Source organism: Sporichthya brevicatena (assembly GCF_039525035.1).
Lineage (GTDB): Bacteria > Actinomycetota > Actinomycetes > Sporichthyales > Sporichthyaceae > Sporichthya > Sporichthya brevicatena.
The window spans coordinates 83,210-103,469 of the sequence record NZ_BAAAHE010000044.1; the positions used below are offsets into that span (position 1 = coordinate 83,210).

The following is a 20,260-nucleotide window of genomic DNA, read 5'->3' on the forward strand; positions in this document are numbered from 1 at the left end:
CAGAAACTCACGCTCGTGGATCGGTGTGCGGATTGCCGTACTCGGCGACGCCCGCCTTGCGTGGGTCGAAACGTTCCTTCGGGGCACGTTCTCCGCGAATCGTCTCGAGCTCGGCGGTGATCGCCGCCATCACCCGCTCGGTCGCCTCCGCGAGAACCTCCGGGGTCGGCTCGCGGTCGGCGAGGTCGTCGAGCTGGATCGGTGCACCGGCGCGCACGTGGACGGTCTTGCGGGGCAACAGCGACAGGCGGCGCGAGTACGGCGGCAGGATCCGGTGCGGCCCCCACTGCGCGACCGGGATCAACGGAGCCCCGCTCTTCAACGCGATGCGCGCCGCACCCGTCTTGCCCACCATCGGCCACAGGTCCGGGTCCCGGGTGATGGTCGCCTCGGCGTACACGACGATGCAGAAACCGTCCTGGACGGCCCGCACGGCCGCGTCCACGGACGCGTTGGCACTCTGCCCACCGCGGTAGACCGGGATCATGTCCGTCCCGCGCAGCACTCGGCCGAGCAGCGGGTGCCGGAACAGTTCGACCTTCGCGAGGAAGTGCGGCACTCTCCCGGCGCCGTGGACGAAGTGCCCGAAGGTGATCGGGTCGATCTTCGAGATGTGATTGGCCACCAGGATCGCGCCGCCCGTGCGCGGGATGTGTTCCTGGCCGGACCAGCGACGACGGACCAGCAGAAGCAGCGGCGGCAGCAACGTGGCTTCCGCGGCGCGGAACCACGGACGCTTGCGATCGCGGGGCACGTCACCATCCTCCCGCGCGGACCTGCCCGTCGCGCACTCTCCCCGCCTTGACAGGATCGGCCGGTGAGCACGACGGGACAGCAGGGGCGGGACGGCGAGAGCGACGCCGGGTGGTGCCTGGTCGTCCCGGTGAAGCTGCTGCACCTCGCGAAGTCGCGACTGAGCACGGAGGCGTCGCACCGGTCGGCGCTCGCTCTCGCGTTCGCGGCCGACACCGTCGCCGCGGCCCTGCGCACCTCGTCGGTCGTCGAGGTCGTCGTCGTCACCGACGACCCCACCGCGGCCGCACTGGTCACCGAACTCGGTGCCGCGGTGGTTTCCGACGCCCCCGACGCGGGCCTCAATCCGGCATTGCGCCACGGCGCGGCGGAGGCGTCGAGTCGGCATCCCGGATGTGCGATCGGCGCGCTCTCGGCGGACCTGCCGGCACTGAAATCGACGGAACTCGCGACCGCTTTGCAACGAGCCGGGAAAGTCGGCCGGGGCGTTGTCGCGGATGCCGTGGGAACGGGAACGACGGCCTATCTCGTCGCCGCCGGGGAATTCACGCCGCTATTCGGAGCGGACTCGCTGCGCGCCCATATCGCCGCCGGCGCGGTGGCGATCAGGGCCGACGACCTGCCCTCGGTCCGACGCGACGTCGACACTCCGGCCGATCTCACCGAGGCGCTCGGACTCGGGGTCGGCGAGTACACGCGGCGCGCGCTCGACCGCCTCTGACCTGCGAACCGGCCTGCGAACACAGCACGACGCCGCCCGGTCGAGCGACCGGGCGGCGTCGTGGACGTGCTGGTGTCAGGCCTTCTTCGCAGCGCGCTTGGCCGGAGCCTTCTTCGCCGCAGCCTTCTTGGCCGCAGCCTTCTTGGCCGGAGCCTTCTTGGCCGGAGCCTTCTTGGCGACGGCCTTCTTGGCCGGAGCCTTCTTGGCCGCAGCCTTCTTGGCGGGAGTAGCCTTCTTCGCCGCCGCCTTCTTGGCCGGAGCCTTCTTGGCGGGAGCAGCCTTCTTCGCCGCCGCCTTCTTGGCGGGAGCAGCCTTCTTCGCCGCCGCCTTCTTGGCCGGGGCAGCCTTCTTCGCCGCGGCCTTCTTCGTCACGGTCTTCTTGGCGGGCGACTTCTTCGCAACCGCAGCCGCAACGCGCTTCACGGTCGGCTTGGCGGTCTCACCCACCGACTCGATCGCGGTCACGGTGACAGCAGGAAGCTTCTTCGCCCCACTGACGACGTCCTTGAAGCCGGTGCCCGCCTTGAAGCGCGGAACACTGGTCTTCTTCACCTTCACCTGAGCACCGGTGGCTGGGTTACGAGCAATTCGAGCGGGACGCTCGACCTTCTCGAACACACCGAACCCGGTGATGCCGACCTTCTCGCCACGGGCAACCGCGCGGGTGATGGTGTCGACGACGGCGTCGAGAGCCTGCGAAGCCGCCTTCTTGTTGCCACTGAATCTGGTAGCCAGCTCATCGATCAGCTGCGTCTTGTTCATTGCGTCCCTCCGACGCCGGATACGGGCACCACTAGGCCCGGCTCAACGGGAAAGTTAGAGCTATAGGGCGATGTAAACAATCACCTGGCGTTTGAAACATCGTTGTGTCGCAAGGAGTTTTCCCTCGGCGTGAGGTAGTGCAGAGACGCCTTTGCATCGCGGTCGCGCCCTTTCGCCCCGGTCGACGTGGAAGACCGTCTCAACGACGAAGCCCTCAATTCCCTTGTTTTTCAAGGGAATTGAGGGCTTCGATCGGTGTTGCGGCCAGGCCTACGACGTCAGCGAGGACGGGATCGGCAACGTCTTGGGGAGGTACGAAGGCCGTTTCGCCTCGAATGCGGCGACATCCCCCTCGTGGCGCAACGTGAGACCAATGTCATCCAGTCCCTCGAGCAGACGCCACCTCGTGTAGTCGTCGATGTCGAACCCGACCGACACCTCGCCGCACGTCACGGTGCGGGTCTGGAGGTCGACGGTGACGGTGGTCGAGGCGTCAGTTTCGGTCGCTTCCCAGAGCCGGTCGACGACGTCCTGCGGCAGCTGGACGGTGAGCAGACCACCCTTGAGCGAGTTGCCGCGGAAGATGTCGGCGAAGCGCGACGAGATGACGACCTTGAACCCGTAGTTCTGCAGGGCCCAGACCGCATGCTCGCGGGAGGAACCGGTGCCGAAGTCCGGGCCGGCGACGAGCACCGTCGCGCCGGCGCGCTCGGGAGCGTTGAGGACGAACTCGGCGTCCTTGCGCCACTCGGCGAAGAGCCCGTCCTCGAATCCGTCGCGCGTGATCCGCTTGAGGTAGACGGCGGGGATGATCTGGTCGGTGTCGACGTTGCTGCGGCGCAGCGGAACCATCCGGCCGGTGTGCGTGGTGAAGGCTTCCATCGGACGTTCTCCCTACTTCGCAGCGGCCAGGTCGGCCGGGGACGACAGGTGGCCGGTGACCGCGGTGGCCGCGGCCACGAGCGGCGAGACCAGGTGCGTACGACCGCCCTTGCCCTGCCGGCCCTCGAAGTTCCGGTTGGAGGTGGACGCGCTCCGCTCCCCCGGCGACAACGTGTCGGGGTTCATGCCCAGGCACATCGAGCAACCGGCGAAGCGCCACTCGGCGCCGGCCTCCTTGAAGATCGTGTCGAGGCCCTCGGACTCGGCCTGCAGCCGCACGCGCGCCGAGCCGGGCACGACGAGCATCCGGACACCGTCGGCGACCTTGTGACCCTTGATCACGTCGGCGGCGGCGCGCAGGTCCTCGATCCGGCCGTTGGTGCACGACCCGAGGAAGACGGTGTCGACCCGGATGTCGCGCAGCGGCTGACCCGCGGTGAGTCCCATGTACTCCAGCGCGCGCTCGGCGGCGGTGCGCTCGCTCGGGTCGGCGAAGCTCGCCGGGTCGGGCACCTGCGAGCCGAGCGGTGCGCCCTGACCCGGGTTGGTGCCCCAGGTCACGAACGGGGTGAGCGTCGAGGCGTCGAGCACGACCTCCTTGTCGAAGACCGCGTCGTCGTCGGTGTAGAGCTCGCGCCAGGCGGCGACGGCGGCGTCCCACTCGGCACCGGTCGGGGCGTGCGGGCGGCCCTTCACGTACTCGAAGGTGACGTCGTCGGGGGCGACGAGACCGGCCCGCGCGCCCGCCTCGATCGACATGTTGCAGACCGTCAGGCGGCCTTCCATCGACAGGTTGCGGATCGCCTCGCCGCGGTACTCGATGACGTAGCCCTGACCGCCGCCGGTCCCGATCTCGGCGATGACCGCGAGGATGATGTCCTTCGCCGTCACGCCGACCGGCAGTGTCCCGTTCACGGTGACCGACATCGTCTTCGGCCGGTCGAGCGGGAGGGTCTGCGTCGCGAGCACGTGCTCGACCTGGCTGGTGCCGATGCCGAAGGCGAGGGCACCGAACGCGCCGTGGGTCGAGGTGTGCGAGTCGCCACACACGATCGTCATGCCGGGCTGGGTGATGCCCAGCTGCGGACCGACGACGTGGACGATGCCCTGGTCGATGTCACCGAGCGAGTGGATGCGCACACCGAACTCCGCGGCGTTGCGACGCAGCGCCTCGATCTGCGCGCGCGACACCGGGTCGGCGATCGGCTTGTCGATGTCAAGGGTCGGGGTGTTGTGGTCCTCGGTGGCCAGGGTGAGGTCCGGGCGGCGGACCGGGCGGCCGGCGGCCCGGAGACCGTCGAAGGCCTGCGGGCTGGTCACCTCGTGCACCAGGTGCAGATCGATGTACAACAGATCGGGCTCGTTCTCCGCACGACGTACGACGTGCGCGTCCCAGATCTTCTCGGCGAGGGTTCGCCCCATCCGGTCCTCCTCCGCAGCGGGCCGATCCGGCCCGGTGAACTCATCCCCCCGCCGAGTCGGCGGGGAATTTGCATCTCAGAATGCGAGACGGCAATATCAATCCATGGACAACGATAGCTCACCCGGTTTGGTCGATGCCAGCGGAGTTGGCGTGCTGGACAAGGCCGCCGCCGTCCTGAACGCCTTGGAGGCGGGACCGGCCACCCTCGCGTCCCTGGTGGCCGCGACCGGCCTCGCCCGCCCGACCGCGCACCGGCTGGCCGTCGCGCTCGAGCACCACCGGCTGCTCTCACGCGACATGCAGGGCCGGTTCGTCCTCGGCCCGCGCCTGGGTGAGCTCGCCGCCGCCGCGGGTGAGGACCGACTGCTCGCCGCGGCGCCCGCCGTGCTCGCGCACCTGCGCGACATCACCGGGGAGAGCGCGCAGCTCTACCGGCGTCAGGGTGATCACCGCATCTGCGTCGCGGCCGCGGAGCGTCTGTCCGGTCTGCGCGACACCGTGCCCGTCGGGGAGTCGCTGCCGATGACGGCCGGCTCCGCCGCGCAGGTGCTGCTCGCGTGGGAGGAGCCCGAGCGACTGCACCGCGGACTGCAGGGCGCGCGCTTCGAGGCAACGACGCTCGCCGCGGTGCGCCGCCGCGGGTGGGCGCAGAGCGTCTCCGAGCGCGAGGCCGGCGTCGCGTCGGTGTCCGCGCCCGTGCGCGGTCCGAGCAACCGCGTCGTCGCCGCCGTCTCCGTGTCGGGACCAATCGACCGGTTGAGCCGGCAGCCCGGGCGGCTGCACGCCGCCGCCGTCACCGCCGCGGCCGAGAAGCTCACCGAGGTGCTGCGCCGCGCGGCGGGCGGCGACCTCTCCCCCGCCCCGGAACGCACACCCACCCGTCCGGTCGGCCGTCGACCCGCGCGACCGGGTCGGGCTGGGGGCCGCTGATGCCGGGGCCGCAGGAGCCGACCGGGCAGGCACTGTCACGCGAGACGCTCGCGGTCGTCGCGGGCCGGCCGGACCGCACCCCGGACGCCCCGCTCAACCAGCCGCTGGTGCAGGCGTCGGTCTTCCACGCCGGCGGCGACATCGAGTACGGCCGGCACGGGAACCCGACGTGGTCGGCGTTCGAGACCGCGATCGGCGCACTCGAGGGTGGGCACGGACTCGTCTTCCCGTCGGGGTTGGCCGCCGTCGGCGCGATCGTGAGCCTGGTGCCGGCCGATGCGGTCGTCGTCGTGCCGCGCCACGCGTACCTCGGGACGCTGGGGCAGCTTGGCGTCGCCGCGGGCCGCACCGGGCTGACGCTGCGCCAGGTCGACGTCGCCGACACCGACCAGGTCGTCGCGGCCTGCGACGGTGCGGACCTGGTGTTGATCGAGTCGCCGACCAACCCGGCTCTCGAGGTCGCCGACCTGCCCGCGGTGTGCGCGGCCGGTCGCGCCGCCGGCGCGTTGGTCGCCGTCGACAACACGTTCGCGACGCCGTTCGGGCAGAACCCGCTCGCGCTCGGCGCCGACGTGGTCATGCACTCCGCGACGAAGTTCCTCGCCGGGCACAGCGACGCCGTCCTCGGTGCGGTCGTGTGCACCGATGAGGACCTGCGCGACCGGATGAAGGAGCACCGCCGGCTCTCCGGCACCGCGGCCGGGGTCCTCGAGACGTGGCTCGCGCTGCGTGGCATGCGCACGCTGCACCTGCGGCTGGAACGCGCAGCCGCCAACGCGGCCGTTCTCGCACCGCGGCTCGCGGCCCACCCGGCCTGCAAGCGCGTCCGCTACCCCGGGCTGCCCGACGACCCCGGCCGCGCCCGCGCCGCCGCGCAGATGCGCACCTTCGGCGCGATCCTGTCCGTCGAGTTCGCCGACGGCCCGACCGCCGAGGCGTTCTGCGCGGCGACGAAGCTCTGGGTCAACGCGACCAGCCTCGGCGCGGTGGAGTCGACGCTCGAACGCCGCCGGCGCTGGGCCGGGGAGTCACCGTCGATCCCGGAAGGGCTGGTCCGCCTCTCCACCGGCGTCGAGGAAGCCGAGGACCTGTGGGCCGATCTGGACCAGGCGCTGAACTCGCTGGGCTGAGCGCTCCGCCCGACCCGCGCGGCCTGACTGAGGATCAGCCGGTGCTGGTCGCGCCCGGGGTCGGGATGATCCCGATCTGGTTCAGGAACGACAGCTCGTCGATGCGGTTCACGCGGTGCATGACCTTGCCGTCGACGAAGTACAGGATCGTCAGGCCCTCGATCGAAACGCCGTGCTTGGTCGGCTCCGCACCGAGGAGCTCCTCGTCGTGGAAGCCGGAGAGAGTGAACCGGGCGACGACGCGCTCACCGGCGCCGAAGAGATCGATGGTTTCGACCTCGAAGCGGCCGAGCGCGCGGAGGAGGTCGGCGTAGAACGCCTTGACGCCCTCGTAGGTCGGCGGGACCTGGGCGGGATAGCCGACGAACTGCGCGTCGGGGCTGTACATCGACATGTAGCCCTCGAGATCGCCGTTGTTGAGGCACTCGATCGCGTGCTCGACGATGGCCACGTTGCCGCTCATGCGTCTGTCCTGCCTTCCGGTGCGATCAGGCCGCCTCGGCCCGCTTGATCGCATCGTATGCGCGGGGGTTCAGGCGAACCCTCGCCGGGAGCAGCGGCCACGTCCGCCGGACCACCTCGCCCATCACCCGCAGCGCCACCTGGTCGCGGGTCCGCCACTCGAGGCCGAGGATCTCGCGGGCCTTCGGCGGCATCAGGCCGGCGCCGAGCCACCGGTTGAAGCGGGACGTCGGCCGCTCCAGCACCTTCCAGACCGGGCCGGGGATGCCGGGCGGCGCCGGGATCGCCTGCTCGTCGGCGGACACCGCCCAGCGCGTGGTCGCGTTGTGCTCGAGCTCGTGGTCGAGCATGTGGTTGAAGTAGGCCTCGAAGTCGGCCCAGTTGTCGATCACGGGCCGCTCGGAGAGCCCGTAGCGGCGCCACCACGTGACGCCCTCCTTGACGAGTTGGTCCTTCTCCTCGTCGGTCAGCGGCGTCCCGAAGAACTCGTTGATCGCGATGATCGTCTCGACGAAGGTGACGTGGGTCCACCAGAACGTGTCGGGGTTCAGCGCCGACCAGCGGCGACCGTGGCCGTCGTCGTCGCCCTTGATCTCGCGGTGGAAGTCGCGCACCTGGGCGCCGGTGTCGTCGGGCTGGTCGTCGTAGACGACGCCGAGGATCGGCGGGATCGACCGGAACAGCCGGTCCCACGGGTTGTCGAAGAAGTTCGACTTCTGCTGCAGGGCCGAGTTCACCGCGGGGTGCATGTTCTGCAGCGTGCCGGTGCGCCACATGAACAGCAGACCGCGGCGGTCGCCGTGGTACTTCCACGTCAGCGAACCGGGGCCGAGCGGGGCGCCGGCCTTCGCATCGGAATTGACGGCGGACTTCGTCTCGCGGGGTTCGGTCGTGGTCATCGGCGGGCCCTCCTCGTGTGCGCCGCGAGGGTGCCGGTGGCGCTCTCGCGGATCTGACGGAGCATTCGGGTCAGGGGGTAGCGCTCGGGATCCCGCACGTGGAGGCGGACCAGTTCCTCGCCGAGCATCTGATGGATGTGCGCGGCGAGTTCGGGGTCGGCGATCTCGTCCGGCAGTCGGCTGATCAGCAGCGCCTGCACGTGGGCGCGCGCCAGGGCGCGGCCGGCGGCGATGCGCTCGTGGAGCTCAGGTGGCCCGCCCTCGGGCGGGTTGAGCAGGATCGCCCAGCTCCGCGGGGCGCGCTGGACGGCGGCCACGGTCGCGCGCAGCAGCGCCTCAGCGACCTCGACGAAGTCGGCGTCGTCGGGCATCGGCGCGAGCGCCTCGGCCAGGCCGAGCATCGCGGTCGCGGTCTCGCGGTCGACGAGGGCGGACACGAGGCCGGGCAGGTCGCCGAACTGGGAGTAGATCAGCGTCCGGGTCACGCCGGCCTCGCGAGCGACGCGGTCGATGGTGGCGGCGTAGAACCCCTCGGCGATGACGACGTCCAACGTCACGTCGAGCAGCTGCTCCCGACGGGCCGCGGCGGACATCCGACGACGGGTCACGGGCCCCCTTCCATAACTTACAATTTGTAACTTACTCGACGTTACGAACCGCGGACGGCCCCGTCAAGGGCTGGTTCCCGCCGCGCCGCGCTGAAACGATTCCCGCATGGAGTTGCTGCGCACGCCGGACGGGTGCTTCGCCGGACTGGTCGGGTTCGACCACGAACCGCGCTACGCGGAGGTCCCCGCCGGGGACGGGCAGGCGTTGCGGATGGCCTGGGTCGAGGCCGGTCCGGCCTTCGGTCCCCCGGTCCTGCTCCTGCACGGCGAGCCGACGTGGTCCTACCTCTACCGCGGGTTGTTCGCGCCGCTGGTCGACGCGGGCCTGCGGGTGATCGCCGTCGACCTCGTCGGGTTCGGCCGGTCGGACAAGCCCGCCGAGGTGTCCGACCACACCTACGCCCGTCACGTCGAGTGGACGCGCGCGCTGCTGTTCGACTGTCTCGACCTGCGCGACGTGACGCTGGTCGGGCAGGACTGGGGCGGGCTGATCGGGCTGCGCCTCGTCGCCGAGCACCCCGATCGCTTCGCCCGGGTTGTCGCGTCCAACACCGGGCTGCCGACCGGCGACCAGGACATGCCGGCGGTCTGGCACCGGTTCCGCGAGTCGGTGCAGTCGGCGCCGTCGCTCGACATCGGGCGCTTCGTCGCGGCCGGGTGCGTCCGCGGCCTCTCCCCCGAGGCGCGCGCCGCCTACGACGCGCCGTTCCCGGAGGAGCGCTTCAAGGCCGGTCCGCGGGCGATGCCGAGCCTCGTGCCCTACCGTCCCGACGACCCGGCGTCGGAGGCCAACCGCGCCGCGTGGAAGGTCCTGACGGCGTGGGAGCGCCCGTTCCTGACCGCGTTCTCCGACAGCGACCCGATCACCGGCGCGATGGGCCCGATCCTGCGCCGCGCGATTCCCGGCGCCGCCGGCCTCGACCACCCGACGATCGCCAACGCCGGCCACTTCGTCCAGGAGGACGCCCCCGCCGACCTCGCCGCCGCGGTGCTGTCGGTCATCAGGACGGAGTAACGCGCGGGAACCTAACCGGATAGCGAGTACGCAACGCGCCCCCGCGTCGGCCACGATCGAGGCCTGCGGCTTTCCGGGGGGAAAAGTGACGCAGCACAACGATCCAGTGGTGTCCGCCGACGTCCTGATCCGATTCGCGGACTGGATGGTGCGCGCGGTCGTCGTCGTGGTCCTGCTGTTCGCCTATCTGGCGTGGGTGGAGCGCGACCCGGTCGCGGCCCTGCCGGCGGGCGGGGCTGTCCTGGTCGCGGTCAGCGCCTGGCACCGCGTGACCCAGGCGCCGGAACCCAAGGCGGCCCGCGCGGCCGGGCCGGCGCCGGTCTCGATCGCCGACGTCGACAGGATGACGTGCCGGGAGCTGCAACTGCTCGTCGCGTCGCTGCTGCGCCGCGACGACGTCGGCGGTGTCCACGCGCCGACCTCGCGGGTCGACCTGAGCAGCGAGGTCCTCGGGCACACCCCGACGGGCCGGACGGTCCTCGTCCGGTGCCACCGCGACGCCCCGCGGCGCCGGCTCGGCGCCGCCGCCGTGCAGCGGTTTCTCGACGACACCCTCGGCGTCCGTGCCACCGACCTGCCGGTGCTCGTGACCACGGGCCGGTTCACCCGCTCCGCCCTCGCCCTCGGCGAGTCCCGCGGCCTCGTCCTGCTCGACCGCACCCAGCTCGCCACCTGGCTCACCGGCCGGCCGACCCGGCTCACCCCGCACCTCGGGGCCTGATCCCCGCGCCGGTCGGCGGCGGCCGTCCCACCCGTACCACTGGGGGTGACACCCTTTTTCTGCGCCAGAAAGGGTGTCACCCCTTTTTGGCGGCAGAACGGGTCCCGCAAACAGACGAACCCCCTGCCGAGAAGCAGGGGGTTCGCTCTCTGTAGCCCCGACGGGATTCGAACCCGCGCTACCGCCTTGAGAGGGCGGCGTGCTAGGCCGCTACACAACGGGGCCAGGTGGTGCTCACGGCTTGCGCCGTGTGGTGCGCACGGGACCTTACCGGAGGGTTGTTCCGGATCGGAAATCCGCACTGCGCTGGGGTACCAGGACTCGAACCTAGACTAGCTGAACCAGAATCAGCCGGGCTGCCAATTACCCCATACCCCATGGGTGGTGGCTCGCCGATCGGGCTCGCGCACCGGGGATCGATGATACCGGGTCGCCGGACGTGGTCAGGACAGGGCGGCCAGTCCGGCGCGCAGGCGCGCCAGGGTCGCGTCCCGGCCGAGGAGCTCCATCGACTCGAACAGCGGCGGGGAGACCTTCCGGCCGGTCAGGGCGACGCGCAGGGCCCCGAACGCGACCTTGGGCTTGAGGCCCAGGCCCTCGATCAGCGCCGCACGCAGGGCGGACTCGATGTCGGCGGCGGCGAAGGCGCTCAGCCCCTCCAGCGCGTCGATGCCGGCCTTGAGGACGGCCTCGGACTCCGGTCCCCGCATCGACGCGGCGGCGTCCGGGTCGATCGTGACGTCCGCCACGAACAGGTACCGCAGCATGTCGACGGCCTGCCCCAGCGTGACCAGCCGCTCCTGGATCAGCGGCACCGCGGCGGCGAGCGTCTCCAGCTCCGCGGGCGTCGCCGGGTCCGCGATCACCCCGGCCTCGGCGAGGAACGGGGCGACGCGGTTCGCCAACTCGGCGGAGTCGAGGCGGCGGATCCAGGCGGCGTTGATCGAGTCGAGCTTCTTGGGGTCGAAGCGCGCCGGGCTGGTGTTGACCCGGTCGAGGGTGAACGCCTGCGCGAGCTCCTCCAGCGAGAACTCCTCGCGGTCGTCGCCCATCGACCAGCCGAGCAGCGCGAGGTAGTTGCACATCGCCTCGGGCAGATAGCCGTCCGCGCGGAACTGACCGATCGTCACGGCACCGTGCCGCTTCGAGAGCTTCGAGTTGTCGTTGCCCATGACGAACGGCAGGTGCGCGAACGTCGGGATGTCCTCGTCGGCGACGCCCATCGCGCGGTACACGGCGATCTGACGCGGGGTCGAGGAGAGCAGGTCCTCGCCGCGGACCACGTGCGTGATCTTCATCAGCACGTCGTCGACCGCGACCGCGAGCGTGTACAGCGGCGACCCGTCGGCCCGCACCAGGACGAAGTCCGGGACGGTGCTGTTCTCGAAGGTGACCTCGCCGCGGATCAGGTCCGTGAAGGTCGTGGTGCCCGCCGGCATCCGGAAGCGGATGACCGGCTTGCGGCCCTCCGCCTCGTAGGCGGCGCGCTGCTCCGGGGCGAGGTCGCGGCTGTGCCCGTCGTAGCCGATCGGTGAGTTGGCGGCCTTCTGCCGCGCGACCCGCGCCTCGGCCTCCTCGGGGCTCTCGTAGCAGTAGTAGGCGTGCCCGGAGTCGAGGAAGCGCTGCGCCCACTCGCGGTAGATCTCCAGGCGTTGCGACTGCTGGTACGGCGCGTGGGGGCCGCCGACCTCGGGGCCCTCGTCCCAGCTCAGGCCGAGCCACCGCATCGACTCCACCGCCGCGGCGATGTACTCCGGCGTGACGCGGGACTGATCCGTGTCCTCGATGCGGAACACGAACGTCCCGCCGGTGTGCCGGGCGTACGCCCAGTCGTAGAGCGCCGTGCGGATGTTGCCGACGTGCAGGTCGCCGCTCGGGGACGGGGCGAACCGGACACGCACGTTGCTGTTCGCGCTCATCGCGCCACCACCGAGTTCGTCAGGGTGCCGATGCCCTCCACCGTCACCGCCACCGCGTCACCAGGCTTCATCGGGCCCACGCCGGCGGGGGTCCCGGTCAGGATCACGTCGCCCGGAAGCAGCGTCATCACGGACGTGATGTACGCGACCAGGTCCGGGACCTTGTGCACCATCTGCGAAGTCCGCCCGGCCTGCTTGGTCTCACCGTTGAGCGTCGTCGTCACCGCGAGATCGCTGACGTCGAGGTCGGTCTCGATCCACGGACCCAGCGGGCAGAAGGTGTCGAAGCCCTTCGCCCGCGTCCACTGGTCGTCGCTTCGCTGCAGGTCCCGCGCCGTGACGTCGTTGCCGACGGTGTAGCCGAATATCACCTCGGGCACCCGCTCGACCGGGACGTCCCGGCACAGGCGGCCGATCACGACCGCGAGCTCGCCCTCGTAGTGCACCTCGGTCGACTGCGCCGGGTACCCGATCGCGTCGCCGGGCGAGATCACCGTCGTGTTCGGTTTGAGGAACAACAGCGGCTCGGCCGGCACGTCGTTGCCGAGCTCGGCCGCGTGGTCGGCGTAGTTCCGCCCGATGCCGACGACCTTGCTCCGCGGGATGACCGGCGCCAGCAGCTTCACGTCCCCGAGCGGAACGTGCTGCCCCGTTGGCTTGACCGGCGTGTACATCGGGTCGCCCTCGACGACGGCGACGACCTCGGAGCCGGGGTCGCCCTCGATCACGCCGAAGTACTGGGAATTCTCGTAGGTGAACCGCGCAATTCGCACCCACGGAGGCTACCCGGCGGCCGGAACGCAGAATGGAGCCCGTGCAGGCGATCGTGCTCGGCCCCGCGGAGTGGGCCGCCCGCCGCGACGCGCACGACGTGCGGGTCGCAGGCTGGGTGGAGCCGCACCTCGAGCGCGCGGTCCGCCGCGAGAAGCATCCCGTGCTCGACTTCCTCTTCACCTACTACAACCACTCCCCCGGCGCGCTGCGCCGCTGGCACCCCGGCGCGGGCGTCGTCCTGGCCGGGGACCCGCCCCACCGGCGCTGGAGCGGCTACGTCGAGGTCGAGGACGGGGTGACGGCCGACCCGGCGCTGTCCGGCACGCGCGCCCGGATCGCTCGGGACACGCTCGCCCTGTTGGAGGCCACCGCCGCCCGGCGGCCGGTGTTCGGCTGCCACGGGATGCACGAGTGGGCGATGGTCTACCGGCTCTCGCCGGAGCAGGTCCGCCACTCGGCGGTGCCGTTGCGGCTGCCCTCGGCCGAGGTCGACGCCGTCGTGGAGTCGGCGCCGCTGCGCTGCACCCACTTCGACGCGTTCCGGTTCTTCACCGACCCGGCCCGGCCGCTGAACCTGCTCACCCCCACCCGGGGCGCGATGCCGGACCTGGAGCAGGGCGGCTGCCTGCACACCAACATGGACCTCTACAAGCACGCGTACCGGCTCAGCCCGCTGGTGCCGTCCGAGCTGGTCGCCGACTGCTTCGCCCTCGCCCGCGAGATCCGCGCGGTCGACATGCGCGCCTCCCCCTACGACCTCGCCGACCTCGGGTACCCGCCGATCCCGATCGAGACCGTCGAGGGGCGCCGCGAGTACGTCGAGCACCAGCGCGACTTCGCCGACCGGGCAGCCGTCCTCCGGGGCCGTCTGATCGGGACGATTCGCCCGGTCGTGGATGCGCTCCGGCCCGCCGGGACCGCGGCCCGATAGGATCACCCCACCCGCCGCACCAGCCACGCCGCACACCCGCACGCGACCCTTCGGTGGCGCGTGAAACACCGAACGGATCTCGCGTAGATGGCCAAGGAAGTCGTCCCCTTCACCGTCACGTGTTCGGGTGGCGAGGAGGCCAACGGCATCGCCAACATCATGCAGGCGCTGCTCGCGCAGAACTTCGCGAACAAACCGCACCTGGTCAAGACGGCCCGGAAGATGCGGAACCCGGTGACGATCGTGAACACCGACACCGAGACCGAGTGCACGCTCGACTTCGCGAGCAACGGGATCACGATCTACAACGGCATCGTCGGCGAGCCCAACATCGCCATCTACGCCAGCTCGGACCAGCTGCTCCAGCTGTCCCAGATGAAGGTGAAGGCCGGCGGCAAGCTCCCCGTCGGGCTGCTCTCCCCCCGCAGTCCCGTCCTGCGCCAGCTGATCGCGCGCCAGATCATCATCAAGGGCCTGTTCTCGCACTGGTTCGCATCGATGCGGACCCTCGCGCTGATCTCCCTCGCGGACTGACGGGAGACTCCCGAAAGCGCAGAACAGCACCCGCATTTTGCTTTCGCGGGTGCTGTAGTGCGCTTTCGGGAGAAGGCGCTCGCGGGGGCCGAGGCTCAGCCGAGCGGGAGCCCGGCGGTGCGGAGCAGGCCGTAGGTGACGCCGTCGGCGAGGGCCTGCCAGGAGGCCTCGATGATGTTCTCGTGGACGCCGACGGTGTCCCACTCGGTCTCGCCGTCGCTGGTCTCGACGAGGACGCGGACGACCGCGCCGGTGCCGTGGGCGCCTTCGAGGATGCGGACCTTGAAGTCGACGAGCTCGAGGCGGGCGAGGTCCGGGTAGACCTGCTCGAGGCCCTGCCGGAGCGCCATGTCGAGGGCGTTGACCGGGCCGTTGCCCTCGCCGGTGGCGACGAAGCGCTTGCCGGAGGCGTGCAGCTTCACGGTCGCCTCGGTGCGGACCTCGCCGGCGGCGTCGCGGTCGACGATGACCCGCCAGGACTCCAGCTCGAAGACGCGGCTGTTCTCCGGCTCCAGCTCCTCGCGGATGAGCAGGTCGAACGAACCGTCGGCGGCCTCGAACGAGTAGCCGCGGGCCTCGAGGTTCTTCACCTTCTCGACCACGTTGGCCAGCGCGGTCGGGTTGGCGGCGAGGTCGTGCCCGAGCTCCTTGCCCTTGAGCTCGACGCTCGCGCGGCCGGCCATCTCCGAGATCAGCATGCGCATGTCGTTGCCGACCAGGGTCGGGTCGATGTGCTGGTACAGGTCGGGGTCGACCTTGATCGCCGAGGCGTGCAGACCGGCCTTGTGCGCGAACGCGCTCATGCCGACGTACGGCAGGTGGTGACGCGGCGTCATGTTCGCGATCTCGGCGATCGCGTGGCTGACGCGCGAGAGCTCCTTGAGCTTGCCGGGCGGCAGGCACTGGATCCCGAGCTTGAGCTCGAGGTTCGCGACGACCGTCGCGAGGTTCGCGTTGCCGGTGCGCTCGCCGTAGCCGTTGGCGACGCACTGCACGTGCGTCACGCCGGCCTCGACGGCGGCGATGGTGTTGGCGACCGCGCAGCCGGTGTCGTCCTGGCAGTGGATGCCCAGACGCGCGCCGGTCGCCGCGAGGACCTCGCTGACGACGCGGTTCACCTGCGACGGCAGCATGCCGCCGTTGGTGTCGCAGAGCACGACGACGTCGGCCCCGGCGGCCGCCGCGGTGCGGACGACCTCGACGGCGTAGATCGGGTCGAGGTGGTAGCCGTCGAAGAAGTGCTCGCAGTCCACGAACACGCGGCGGCCTTCTGCACGGAGGAAGGTGACGGTGTCCGTGATCATCTCCAGGTTCTCCGCGAGGGTGGTGCGGAGTGCCCTTTCGACGTGGCCGACGTGGCTCTTGGCGACCAGGCAGATCGTGCCGGCCCCGGAGTCACGGAGCGCGAGGACCTGTGGGTCCTCGGACGCCCTGCTCTCGGCCTTGCGGGTGGACCCGAAGGCCACCAGCTGGGCGTGACGCAGATTCAGTTCGGTCTGTGCGCGGGCGAAGAACTCGGTGTCCTTCGGCAGCGCACCCGGCCACCCGCCCTCGATGAAGCCGACGCCGAGGTCGTCGAGGTGCTTGGCGATGGCGAGCTTGTCCGCCACCGTCAGCGCCATGCCCTCGCCCTGCGCGCCGTCGCGCAGAGTCGTGTCGTAGACGTGGAACGCGTCCGAGAGACCGTTCTGCTGGGTCGTCACGAGGTGCCGTCCTTCTTCGAATGCCGTGCTGCGGGTGGTGCCGGACAAACAAAAAACCCCTCGTCAGCAGACGAGAGGTTTGCGCATCGACGTGGTGCTCGGTCGATGCGCCTATCCAATAATCAGGGCCTGTGCCACGGGGTCAGTGTGACACAGGCCCTGGATCGGAGCCAAACTCGCACGTCAGGCGGTGTTTGCGCGGCCCTTCGAGGTCACCTTGGCGCTGCCCGACTTCGACACCGTCACCTTGGTCGTCTTCTTCCCGGCCTTCGTGTACTTGTGCTTGCCGGTGACCTTGTAGGTGCCCTTGCCGGTGCGGACGACCTTGCCCGTGCTGCTGGTGCCGTCGCCCCAGTTGATCGTGACCTTGTAGCTCGACGCCGGCAGGTCCGCCTTGTCGGTGAAGGTCGCCACCGCGTAGGTCTTCGACTTCCCCTTCTTGGCGTTGAACGTCTTCGCCTTGATGGAGATCGCGGTCGAGGTCGTCGGCGGCTTGGGCGCCCCGTTGGTGACGAACGAGACCGGCCCGGCGCTGGTCGTGGTGCCCGCGGTGTTGGTCGCCTGGATCGCGCAGACGTACTTCGTGCCCGCGCTCAGCCCGGTCAGCGGGACCGAGACGGTCACCGGCGCCGTCCCGGAACCGGCGAACGCCCCGCCGGCCGTCCACGCGCCCCCGGTGCAGGTGGCCGTCGCCGCGGTCGCGATGCCGTTCGGCGTGACCGACCCGGTCAGCGTCGCGGAGTCACTGGTGACCCCGGCGGCGGCCGTCGGGCCGACGGTCGGTGCGCCCGCGTCCGGAGCGGGGGTCGGGTCCGGCGTCGGGGTCGGCGTGACGGTCGGGGTCGGCGTTGGCTCCCCCGCGCCCGTGGTCGTGAAGACCGCGGGCGCGCTGCTCTGCGTCGTGCCCGCGCTGTTGGTGGCCTTGAGCGAGCACGTGTACTCCGTGCCCGGCTCCAGCTCGGTCAGGTCCGCGCTCGCCAGCGCGGGGGTGTCTCCCGACGCCGGGCCGGTCGCGGTCCACTTGTAGGTGCCGCCGGTGCAGGTGACGCCGAGGGTCGTCGCTCCACCACCCGGGTTCACCGGGGCGCTCAACGTCGCCGTGGTGTCGGTGACGTCGGTCGCAGTCGTGTCACCGACGGTCGGGGCCGTGACCTCCGGGCCGGGCTCGGAGGACTCCGGGGTGGTGAACCCGATGGCCGAGCTCTCCGTCGAGCCCGCGCTGTTCGTCGCGGTCAGCGTGCAGGAGTAGCCGGTCTCCGGCGTGAGCGAGGTCAGCGAGGCGGTGACCGTGCTCGGGGTACCGCCGGCCGCCAGGCCGTTCGCCGACCAGGCGTAGGACCCGCCGGTGCACGCCACCGAGATCGACGTCTTCGCGCCGTTCGGGTTGACCTTCGCCGTCAGCTTCGCCGTGGTCGCGGTGACGTCCTTGGCCGCCGCCTCGGCGACCGCGGGCTTGGACGCCGTCGCGGTCGCGCCCGCCCCGGTCGCGCCCAGCACGCCCGTCGTCCCCGCCACCAGGGCAGCCGCCCCGGTCCACACCAGCGCGCGCCGTACTCGCCCGAACTCCATGCCCACGTCCCCGTCCTGCTCCACCGACACCGGCGCGGGGGCCGGTGTTCTCCGGCCCCCGCGACACTCGGTGGTTATTACTTCACAATCCGCGGATTTTGGGCACCCCGCCACGCGGCCGTTCAGGGGACCGCCAGGAGAGTGAGGCGCGCTGGGTCGAGGTCAGACGACCTTGTGCAGCCAGCCGTGCTTGTCCTCGGCGTGGCCGTGCTGGATCGCGAGGAGGGCGTTGCGGATCTTGCTCGTCACCGGGCCGGGCTCGCCGTCGCCCATCGCCAGCTCGCCGCCGCGCCACGCCAGCTTCCCGACGGGGGTGACGACCGCCGCGGTCCCGCAGGCGAAGACCTCGACGATCTCGCCGGAGCTGACGCCGGCGCGCCAGTCGTCGATGGCGATGCGGTTCTCGACGACCTCGTGGCCGAGGTCGGCGGCGAGGGTGAGGATCGAGTCGCGGGTGACGCCCTCGAGGATCGACCCGGTCAGCGTCGGGGTCTCGATGCGCCCGTCGGCGTGGACGAAGTACAGGTTCATCCCGCCGAGCTCCTCGACCCACTTGCGCTCGACGGCGTCGAGGAAGACGACCTGGTCGCAGCCGTTCTCGATCGCCTCCTGCTGCGCGACGAGGCTGGCCGCGTAGTTGCCGGCGCACTTGGCCGCACCGGTCCCACCGAGGGCGGCGCGGGTGTACTCCTCGGAGATCCAGATCGAGACAGGCTTGAGGCCCTTCGCGAAGTACGCGCCCGCCGGGGACGCGATCACGTAGAAGCTGACGTGCGAGGCCGGCTTCACCCCGAGGAACACCTCGGAGGCGAACATGAACGGCCGCAGGTACAGGCTCTGCTCGGCCCGGGTCGGCACCCACGCGGCGTCGGTGCGGACGAGCAGGTCGATCGCGTCGACGAAGATCTGCGTCGGCAGCTCCGGCAGCGCGAGGCGCTTGGCCGAGCGCTGGAAGCGGGCCGCGTTCTGCTCCGGCCGGAACGTGACGATCGAGCCGTCGTCGTGCCGGTAGGCCTTCAGGCCCTCGAAGATCGACTGCGCGTAGTGGATGACGGCGGTCGCCGGGTCCATCGAGATCGGCCCGTACGGGCGCAGGCTCGCGTCGTGCCAGCCCTGCTGGGGCGTCCAGGTCACCGAGACCATGTGGTCGGTGAAGTACTTGCCGAAGCCCGGGTCAGCCAGGATGTCGGCCCGCCGCGCCTCGGGGGCGGGAGCGGGGTTCGGCGTGATGTGAAAGTCGAGTCCCACCGTCGTCATGGGCGGAACGCTACCTGCCGTCCCGGAGGCGGGGGCAGAGTCGACCTCAGTTCCGGGGGCCGTGCGCAAAGTCCTTGCGGTGGACGTGGGAGTGGGCGTCGCAGAAGACATGTCGGCCTCCTTCGGCCGTCGTCGGAGTAGGGGGCTGCGCGACGGCCTCGGAGGGCCGCCTAGCCGGCTACTCGGGCGGCGATCGCGTCGCCGATCTGCGAGGTGCTGCGCGCGGCGGTGCCCCGCTCGGCCAGGTCGGCCTCGACGGCGGCGGTGATCTTCGCGGCGGCGTCGTTGTGCCCGAGGTGCTCGAGCATCAGCGCGACGGACAGGATCGTCGCGGTCGGGTCCGCCTTGCCCTGGCCGGCGATGTCCGGCGCCGAGCCGTGCACCGGCTCGAACATCGACGGGTTGGTGCGCGAGACGTCGAGGTTGCCGCTCGCGGCCAGCCCGATGCCACCGGTGATCGCCGCGGCGAGGTCGGTGAGGATGTCGCCGAACAGGTTGTCGGTGACGATGACGTCGAAGCGGCCGGGGTTGGTGACCAGAAAGATGGTCGCGGCGTCGACGTGCAGGTAGTCCTGCTCGACGTCGGGGAACTCGGGCGCGACCTCCCGCACGATGCGCTGCCACAGACCACCCGCGTGGACCAGGACGTTGTCCTTGTGCACCAGCGTGAGCTTCTTGCGCGGACGGGCCTGGGCGCGGGCGAAGGCGTCGCGGACGACGCGCTCGATGCCGAACGCCGTGTTCAGGCTGACCTCGGTCGCGACCTCGTGGGGCGTGCCGGTCCGCAGCGAGCCGCCGTTGCCGACGTACGGGCCCTCGGTGCCCTCACGGACGACGACGAAGTCGATGCTCGGGTCGCCGGCCAGCGGGCTGGCGTAGCCCGGGTAGAGCTTCGACGGGCGCAGGTTCACGTGATGGTCGAGCGCGAAGCGCATCTTGAGCAGCAGGCCCCGCTCGAGGACGCCGGACGGGACCGAGGGGTCACCGACCGCGCCGAGCAGGATCGCGTCGGCGCCGCGGATCTCCTCCAGCACCGAGTCCGGCAGCGTCTCCCCCGTCGCGTGCCAACGCCGGGCGCCGAGGTCGTACTCGTGGGCCTCGATCTTCACGTCGCTCAGCGCCGCGTCGAGAACCTTCCGACCCTCGGTCACCACCTCGGTGCCGATGCCGTCGCCGGGGATGACTGCGAGTTTCAGGCTGCTCATGCCGCCAGTTTAAGCCGCCGTCTCACACCTCGGCCCACCGATATCACTATGTGGACATCGGT

Annotated in this window: 20 protein-coding genes and 2 tRNA genes; 7 read left to right on the plus strand and 15 right to left on the minus strand. The window is 70.9% G+C overall.

What is annotated here, in order from left to right; all coding sequences use genetic code 11:
* Window positions 1–7: 7 nt before the first annotated feature.
* Window positions 8–754 (minus strand): lysophospholipid acyltransferase family protein, encoded by a 747-nt coding sequence (locus tag ABD401_RS20355; RefSeq protein WP_344608158.1) that lies wholly within the window; start codon window positions 752–754, stop codon window positions 8–10.
* A gap of 63 nt (window positions 755–817) precedes the next feature.
* On the opposite strand from ABD401_RS20355, the gene cofC reads away from it, so the two are divergent.
* On the plus strand, window positions 818–1,474 hold the full coding sequence (gene cofC, locus ABD401_RS20360; protein ID WP_344608160.1) for a 2-phospho-L-lactate guanylyltransferase: 657 nt from the start codon (window positions 818–820) through the stop codon (window positions 1,472–1,474).
* Window positions 1,475–1,549: 75 nt separating this feature from the next.
* Here the strand turns inward: cofC and ABD401_RS20365 are convergent, their stop codons facing one another.
* From ABD401_RS20365 to leuC, 3 genes are all read right to left on the minus strand, one after another.
* Complete coding sequence (locus ABD401_RS20365; protein ID WP_344608162.1) at window positions 1,550–2,236, minus strand: HU family DNA-binding protein; 687 nt, start codon at window positions 2,234–2,236, stop codon at window positions 1,550–1,552.
* Window positions 2,237–2,506: 270 nt separating this feature from the next.
* Window positions 2,507–3,118, minus strand: a complete 612-nt coding sequence (leuD, locus tag ABD401_RS20370) for a 3-isopropylmalate dehydratase small subunit (RefSeq protein ID WP_344608164.1) — start codon at window positions 3,116–3,118, stop codon at window positions 2,507–2,509.
* Between the two features lie 12 nt (window positions 3,119–3,130).
* Window positions 3,131–4,540 (minus strand): 3-isopropylmalate dehydratase large subunit, encoded by a 1,410-nt coding sequence (leuC, locus tag ABD401_RS20375; protein WP_344608166.1) that lies wholly within the window; start codon window positions 4,538–4,540, stop codon window positions 3,131–3,133.
* Between the two features lie 103 nt (window positions 4,541–4,643).
* On the opposite strand from leuC, the gene ABD401_RS20380 reads away from it, so the two are divergent.
* Together ABD401_RS20380 and ABD401_RS20385 are read left to right on the plus strand one after the other, a co-directional pair.
* Window positions 4,644–5,471: an IclR family transcriptional regulator gene (locus ABD401_RS20380; RefSeq protein WP_425566208.1), complete on the plus strand. Its 828-nt coding sequence runs from the start codon at window positions 4,644–4,646 to the stop codon at window positions 5,469–5,471.
* Window positions 5,471–6,601 (plus strand): trans-sulfuration enzyme family protein, encoded by a 1,131-nt coding sequence (locus ABD401_RS20385; protein ID WP_344608168.1) that lies wholly within the window; start codon window positions 5,471–5,473, stop codon window positions 6,599–6,601. The genes ABD401_RS20380 and ABD401_RS20385 overlap by 1 nt, the downstream gene beginning before the upstream one ends.
* A gap of 34 nt (window positions 6,602–6,635) precedes the next feature.
* On the opposite strand, the gene ABD401_RS20390 is transcribed toward ABD401_RS20385, so the two are convergent.
* From ABD401_RS20390 to ABD401_RS20400, 3 genes are read right to left on the minus strand one after another with little or no spacing between them, the layout of a single operon-like run.
* Window positions 6,636–7,064, minus strand: coding sequence for an ester cyclase (locus ABD401_RS20390; protein WP_344608170.1), 429 nt, complete (start codon window positions 7,062–7,064; stop codon window positions 6,636–6,638).
* 25 nt (window positions 7,065–7,089) lie between these two features.
* Window positions 7,090–7,962 carry an oxygenase MpaB family protein gene (locus ABD401_RS20395; RefSeq protein ID WP_344608172.1) on the minus strand — a complete coding sequence of 291 codons (873 nt, stop codon included), beginning with the start codon at window positions 7,960–7,962 and terminating at the stop codon, window positions 7,090–7,092.
* A complete protein-coding gene (locus ABD401_RS20400) occupies window positions 7,959–8,570 on the minus strand; it encodes a TetR/AcrR family transcriptional regulator (RefSeq protein ID WP_344608174.1) in 612 nt (203 codons plus the stop codon). Before ABD401_RS20400 ends, ABD401_RS20395 begins: the two co-directional genes overlap by 4 nt.
* A gap of 106 nt (window positions 8,571–8,676) precedes the next feature.
* Between ABD401_RS20400 and ABD401_RS20405 the strand changes: the two genes are divergently transcribed.
* Both ABD401_RS20405 and ABD401_RS20410 read left to right on the plus strand, forming a co-directional pair.
* Window positions 8,677–9,585: a haloalkane dehalogenase gene (locus tag ABD401_RS20405; RefSeq protein ID WP_344608176.1), complete on the plus strand. Its 909-nt coding sequence runs from the start codon at window positions 8,677–8,679 to the stop codon at window positions 9,583–9,585.
* A gap of 109 nt (window positions 9,586–9,694) precedes the next feature.
* Window positions 9,695–10,306 (plus strand): restriction endonuclease, encoded by a 612-nt coding sequence (locus tag ABD401_RS20410; protein ID WP_344608178.1) that lies wholly within the window; start codon window positions 9,695–9,697, stop codon window positions 10,304–10,306.
* Window positions 10,307–10,458: 152 nt separating this feature from the next.
* Here ABD401_RS20410 and ABD401_RS20415 read toward each other — a convergent pair.
* The 4 genes from ABD401_RS20415 to ABD401_RS20430 form a co-directional block, all read right to left on the minus strand.
* Window positions 10,459–10,531, minus strand: a tRNA-Glu gene (locus ABD401_RS20415).
* A gap of 81 nt (window positions 10,532–10,612) precedes the next feature.
* Window positions 10,613–10,684: transfer RNA gene (locus ABD401_RS20420), tRNA-Gln, on the minus strand.
* A 65-nt stretch (window positions 10,685–10,749) separates the two neighbouring features.
* Window positions 10,750–12,225, minus strand: a complete 1,476-nt coding sequence (gene gltX, locus ABD401_RS20425) for a glutamate--tRNA ligase (RefSeq protein ID WP_344608180.1) — start codon at window positions 12,223–12,225, stop codon at window positions 10,750–10,752.
* Window positions 12,222–12,998, minus strand: a complete 777-nt coding sequence (locus tag ABD401_RS20430; protein ID WP_344608182.1) for a fumarylacetoacetate hydrolase family protein — start codon at window positions 12,996–12,998, stop codon at window positions 12,222–12,224. Before ABD401_RS20430 ends, gltX begins: the two co-directional genes overlap by 4 nt.
* A 32-nt stretch (window positions 12,999–13,030) precedes the next feature.
* Between ABD401_RS20430 and ABD401_RS20435 the strand changes: the two genes are divergently transcribed.
* Window positions 13,031–13,930 (plus strand): 3-methyladenine DNA glycosylase, encoded by a 900-nt coding sequence (locus ABD401_RS20435; RefSeq protein WP_344608184.1) that lies wholly within the window; start codon window positions 13,031–13,033, stop codon window positions 13,928–13,930.
* A gap of 87 nt (window positions 13,931–14,017) precedes the next feature.
* Entirely contained in the window at window positions 14,018–14,464 is a 447-nt protein-coding gene (locus ABD401_RS20440; RefSeq protein ID WP_344608186.1) for a hypothetical protein, read from the plus strand.
* Between the two features lie 95 nt (window positions 14,465–14,559).
* Here ABD401_RS20440 and cimA read toward each other — a convergent pair whose 3' ends face one another.
* The 4 genes from cimA to ABD401_RS20460 form a co-directional block, all read right to left on the minus strand.
* Window positions 14,560–16,167, minus strand: coding sequence for a citramalate synthase (gene cimA, locus ABD401_RS20445; RefSeq protein WP_344608188.1), 1,608 nt, complete (start codon window positions 16,165–16,167; stop codon window positions 14,560–14,562).
* A 183-nt stretch (window positions 16,168–16,350) separates the two neighbouring features.
* Window positions 16,351–17,736: a fibronectin type III domain-containing protein gene (locus ABD401_RS20450; RefSeq protein WP_344608190.1), complete on the minus strand. Its 1,386-nt coding sequence runs from the start codon at window positions 17,734–17,736 to the stop codon at window positions 16,351–16,353.
* 162 nt (window positions 17,737–17,898) lie between these two features.
* Window positions 17,899–18,993: a branched-chain amino acid aminotransferase gene (locus ABD401_RS20455; RefSeq protein ID WP_344608192.1), complete on the minus strand. Its 1,095-nt coding sequence runs from the start codon at window positions 18,991–18,993 to the stop codon at window positions 17,899–17,901.
* Between the two features lie 170 nt (window positions 18,994–19,163).
* Complete coding sequence (locus ABD401_RS20460) at window positions 19,164–20,198, minus strand: 3-isopropylmalate dehydrogenase (RefSeq protein ID WP_344608194.1); 1,035 nt, start codon at window positions 20,196–20,198, stop codon at window positions 19,164–19,166.
* Between the last annotated feature and the right edge of the window lie 62 nt (window positions 20,199–20,260).

Coding starts and splice junctions, on each gene's coding strand:
- ABD401_RS20365 (WP_344608162.1), bottom strand. CDS start 2,236: ATGAACAAGACGCAGCTGATCGATGAGCTGGCTACCAGATTCAGTGGC.
- leuD (WP_344608164.1), bottom strand. CDS start 3,118: ATGGAAGCCTTCACCACGCACACCGGCCGGATGGTTCCGCTGCGCCGC.
- leuC (WP_344608166.1), bottom strand. CDS start 4,540: ATGGGGCGAACCCTCGCCGAGAAGATCTGGGACGCGCACGTCGTACGT.
- ABD401_RS20380 (WP_425566208.1), top strand. CDS start 4,644: ATGGACAACGATAGCTCACCCGGTTTGGTCGATGCCAGCGGAGTTGGC.
- ABD401_RS20385 (WP_344608168.1), top strand. CDS start 5,471: ATGCCGGGGCCGCAGGAGCCGACCGGGCAGGCACTGTCACGCGAGACG.
- ABD401_RS20390 (WP_344608170.1), bottom strand. CDS start 7,064: ATGAGCGGCAACGTGGCCATCGTCGAGCACGCGATCGAGTGCCTCAAC.
- ABD401_RS20395 (WP_344608172.1), bottom strand. CDS start 7,962: ATGACCACGACCGAACCCCGCGAGACGAAGTCCGCCGTCAATTCCGAT.
- ABD401_RS20405 (WP_344608176.1), top strand. CDS start 8,677: ATGGAGTTGCTGCGCACGCCGGACGGGTGCTTCGCCGGACTGGTCGGG.
- gltX (WP_344608180.1), bottom strand. CDS start 12,225: ATGAGCGCGAACAGCAACGTGCGTGTCCGGTTCGCCCCGTCCCCGAGC.
- ABD401_RS20435 (WP_344608184.1), top strand. CDS start 13,031: ATGGAGCCCGTGCAGGCGATCGTGCTCGGCCCCGCGGAGTGGGCCGCC.
- ABD401_RS20440 (WP_344608186.1), top strand. CDS start 14,018: ATGGCCAAGGAAGTCGTCCCCTTCACCGTCACGTGTTCGGGTGGCGAG.
- ABD401_RS20450 (WP_344608190.1), bottom strand. CDS start 17,736: ATGGAGTTCGGGCGAGTACGGCGCGCGCTGGTGTGGACCGGGGCGGCT.
- ABD401_RS20455 (WP_344608192.1), bottom strand. CDS start 18,993: ATGACGACGGTGGGACTCGACTTTCACATCACGCCGAACCCCGCTCCC.
- ABD401_RS20460 (WP_344608194.1), bottom strand. CDS start 20,198: ATGAGCAGCCTGAAACTCGCAGTCATCCCCGGCGACGGCATCGGCACC.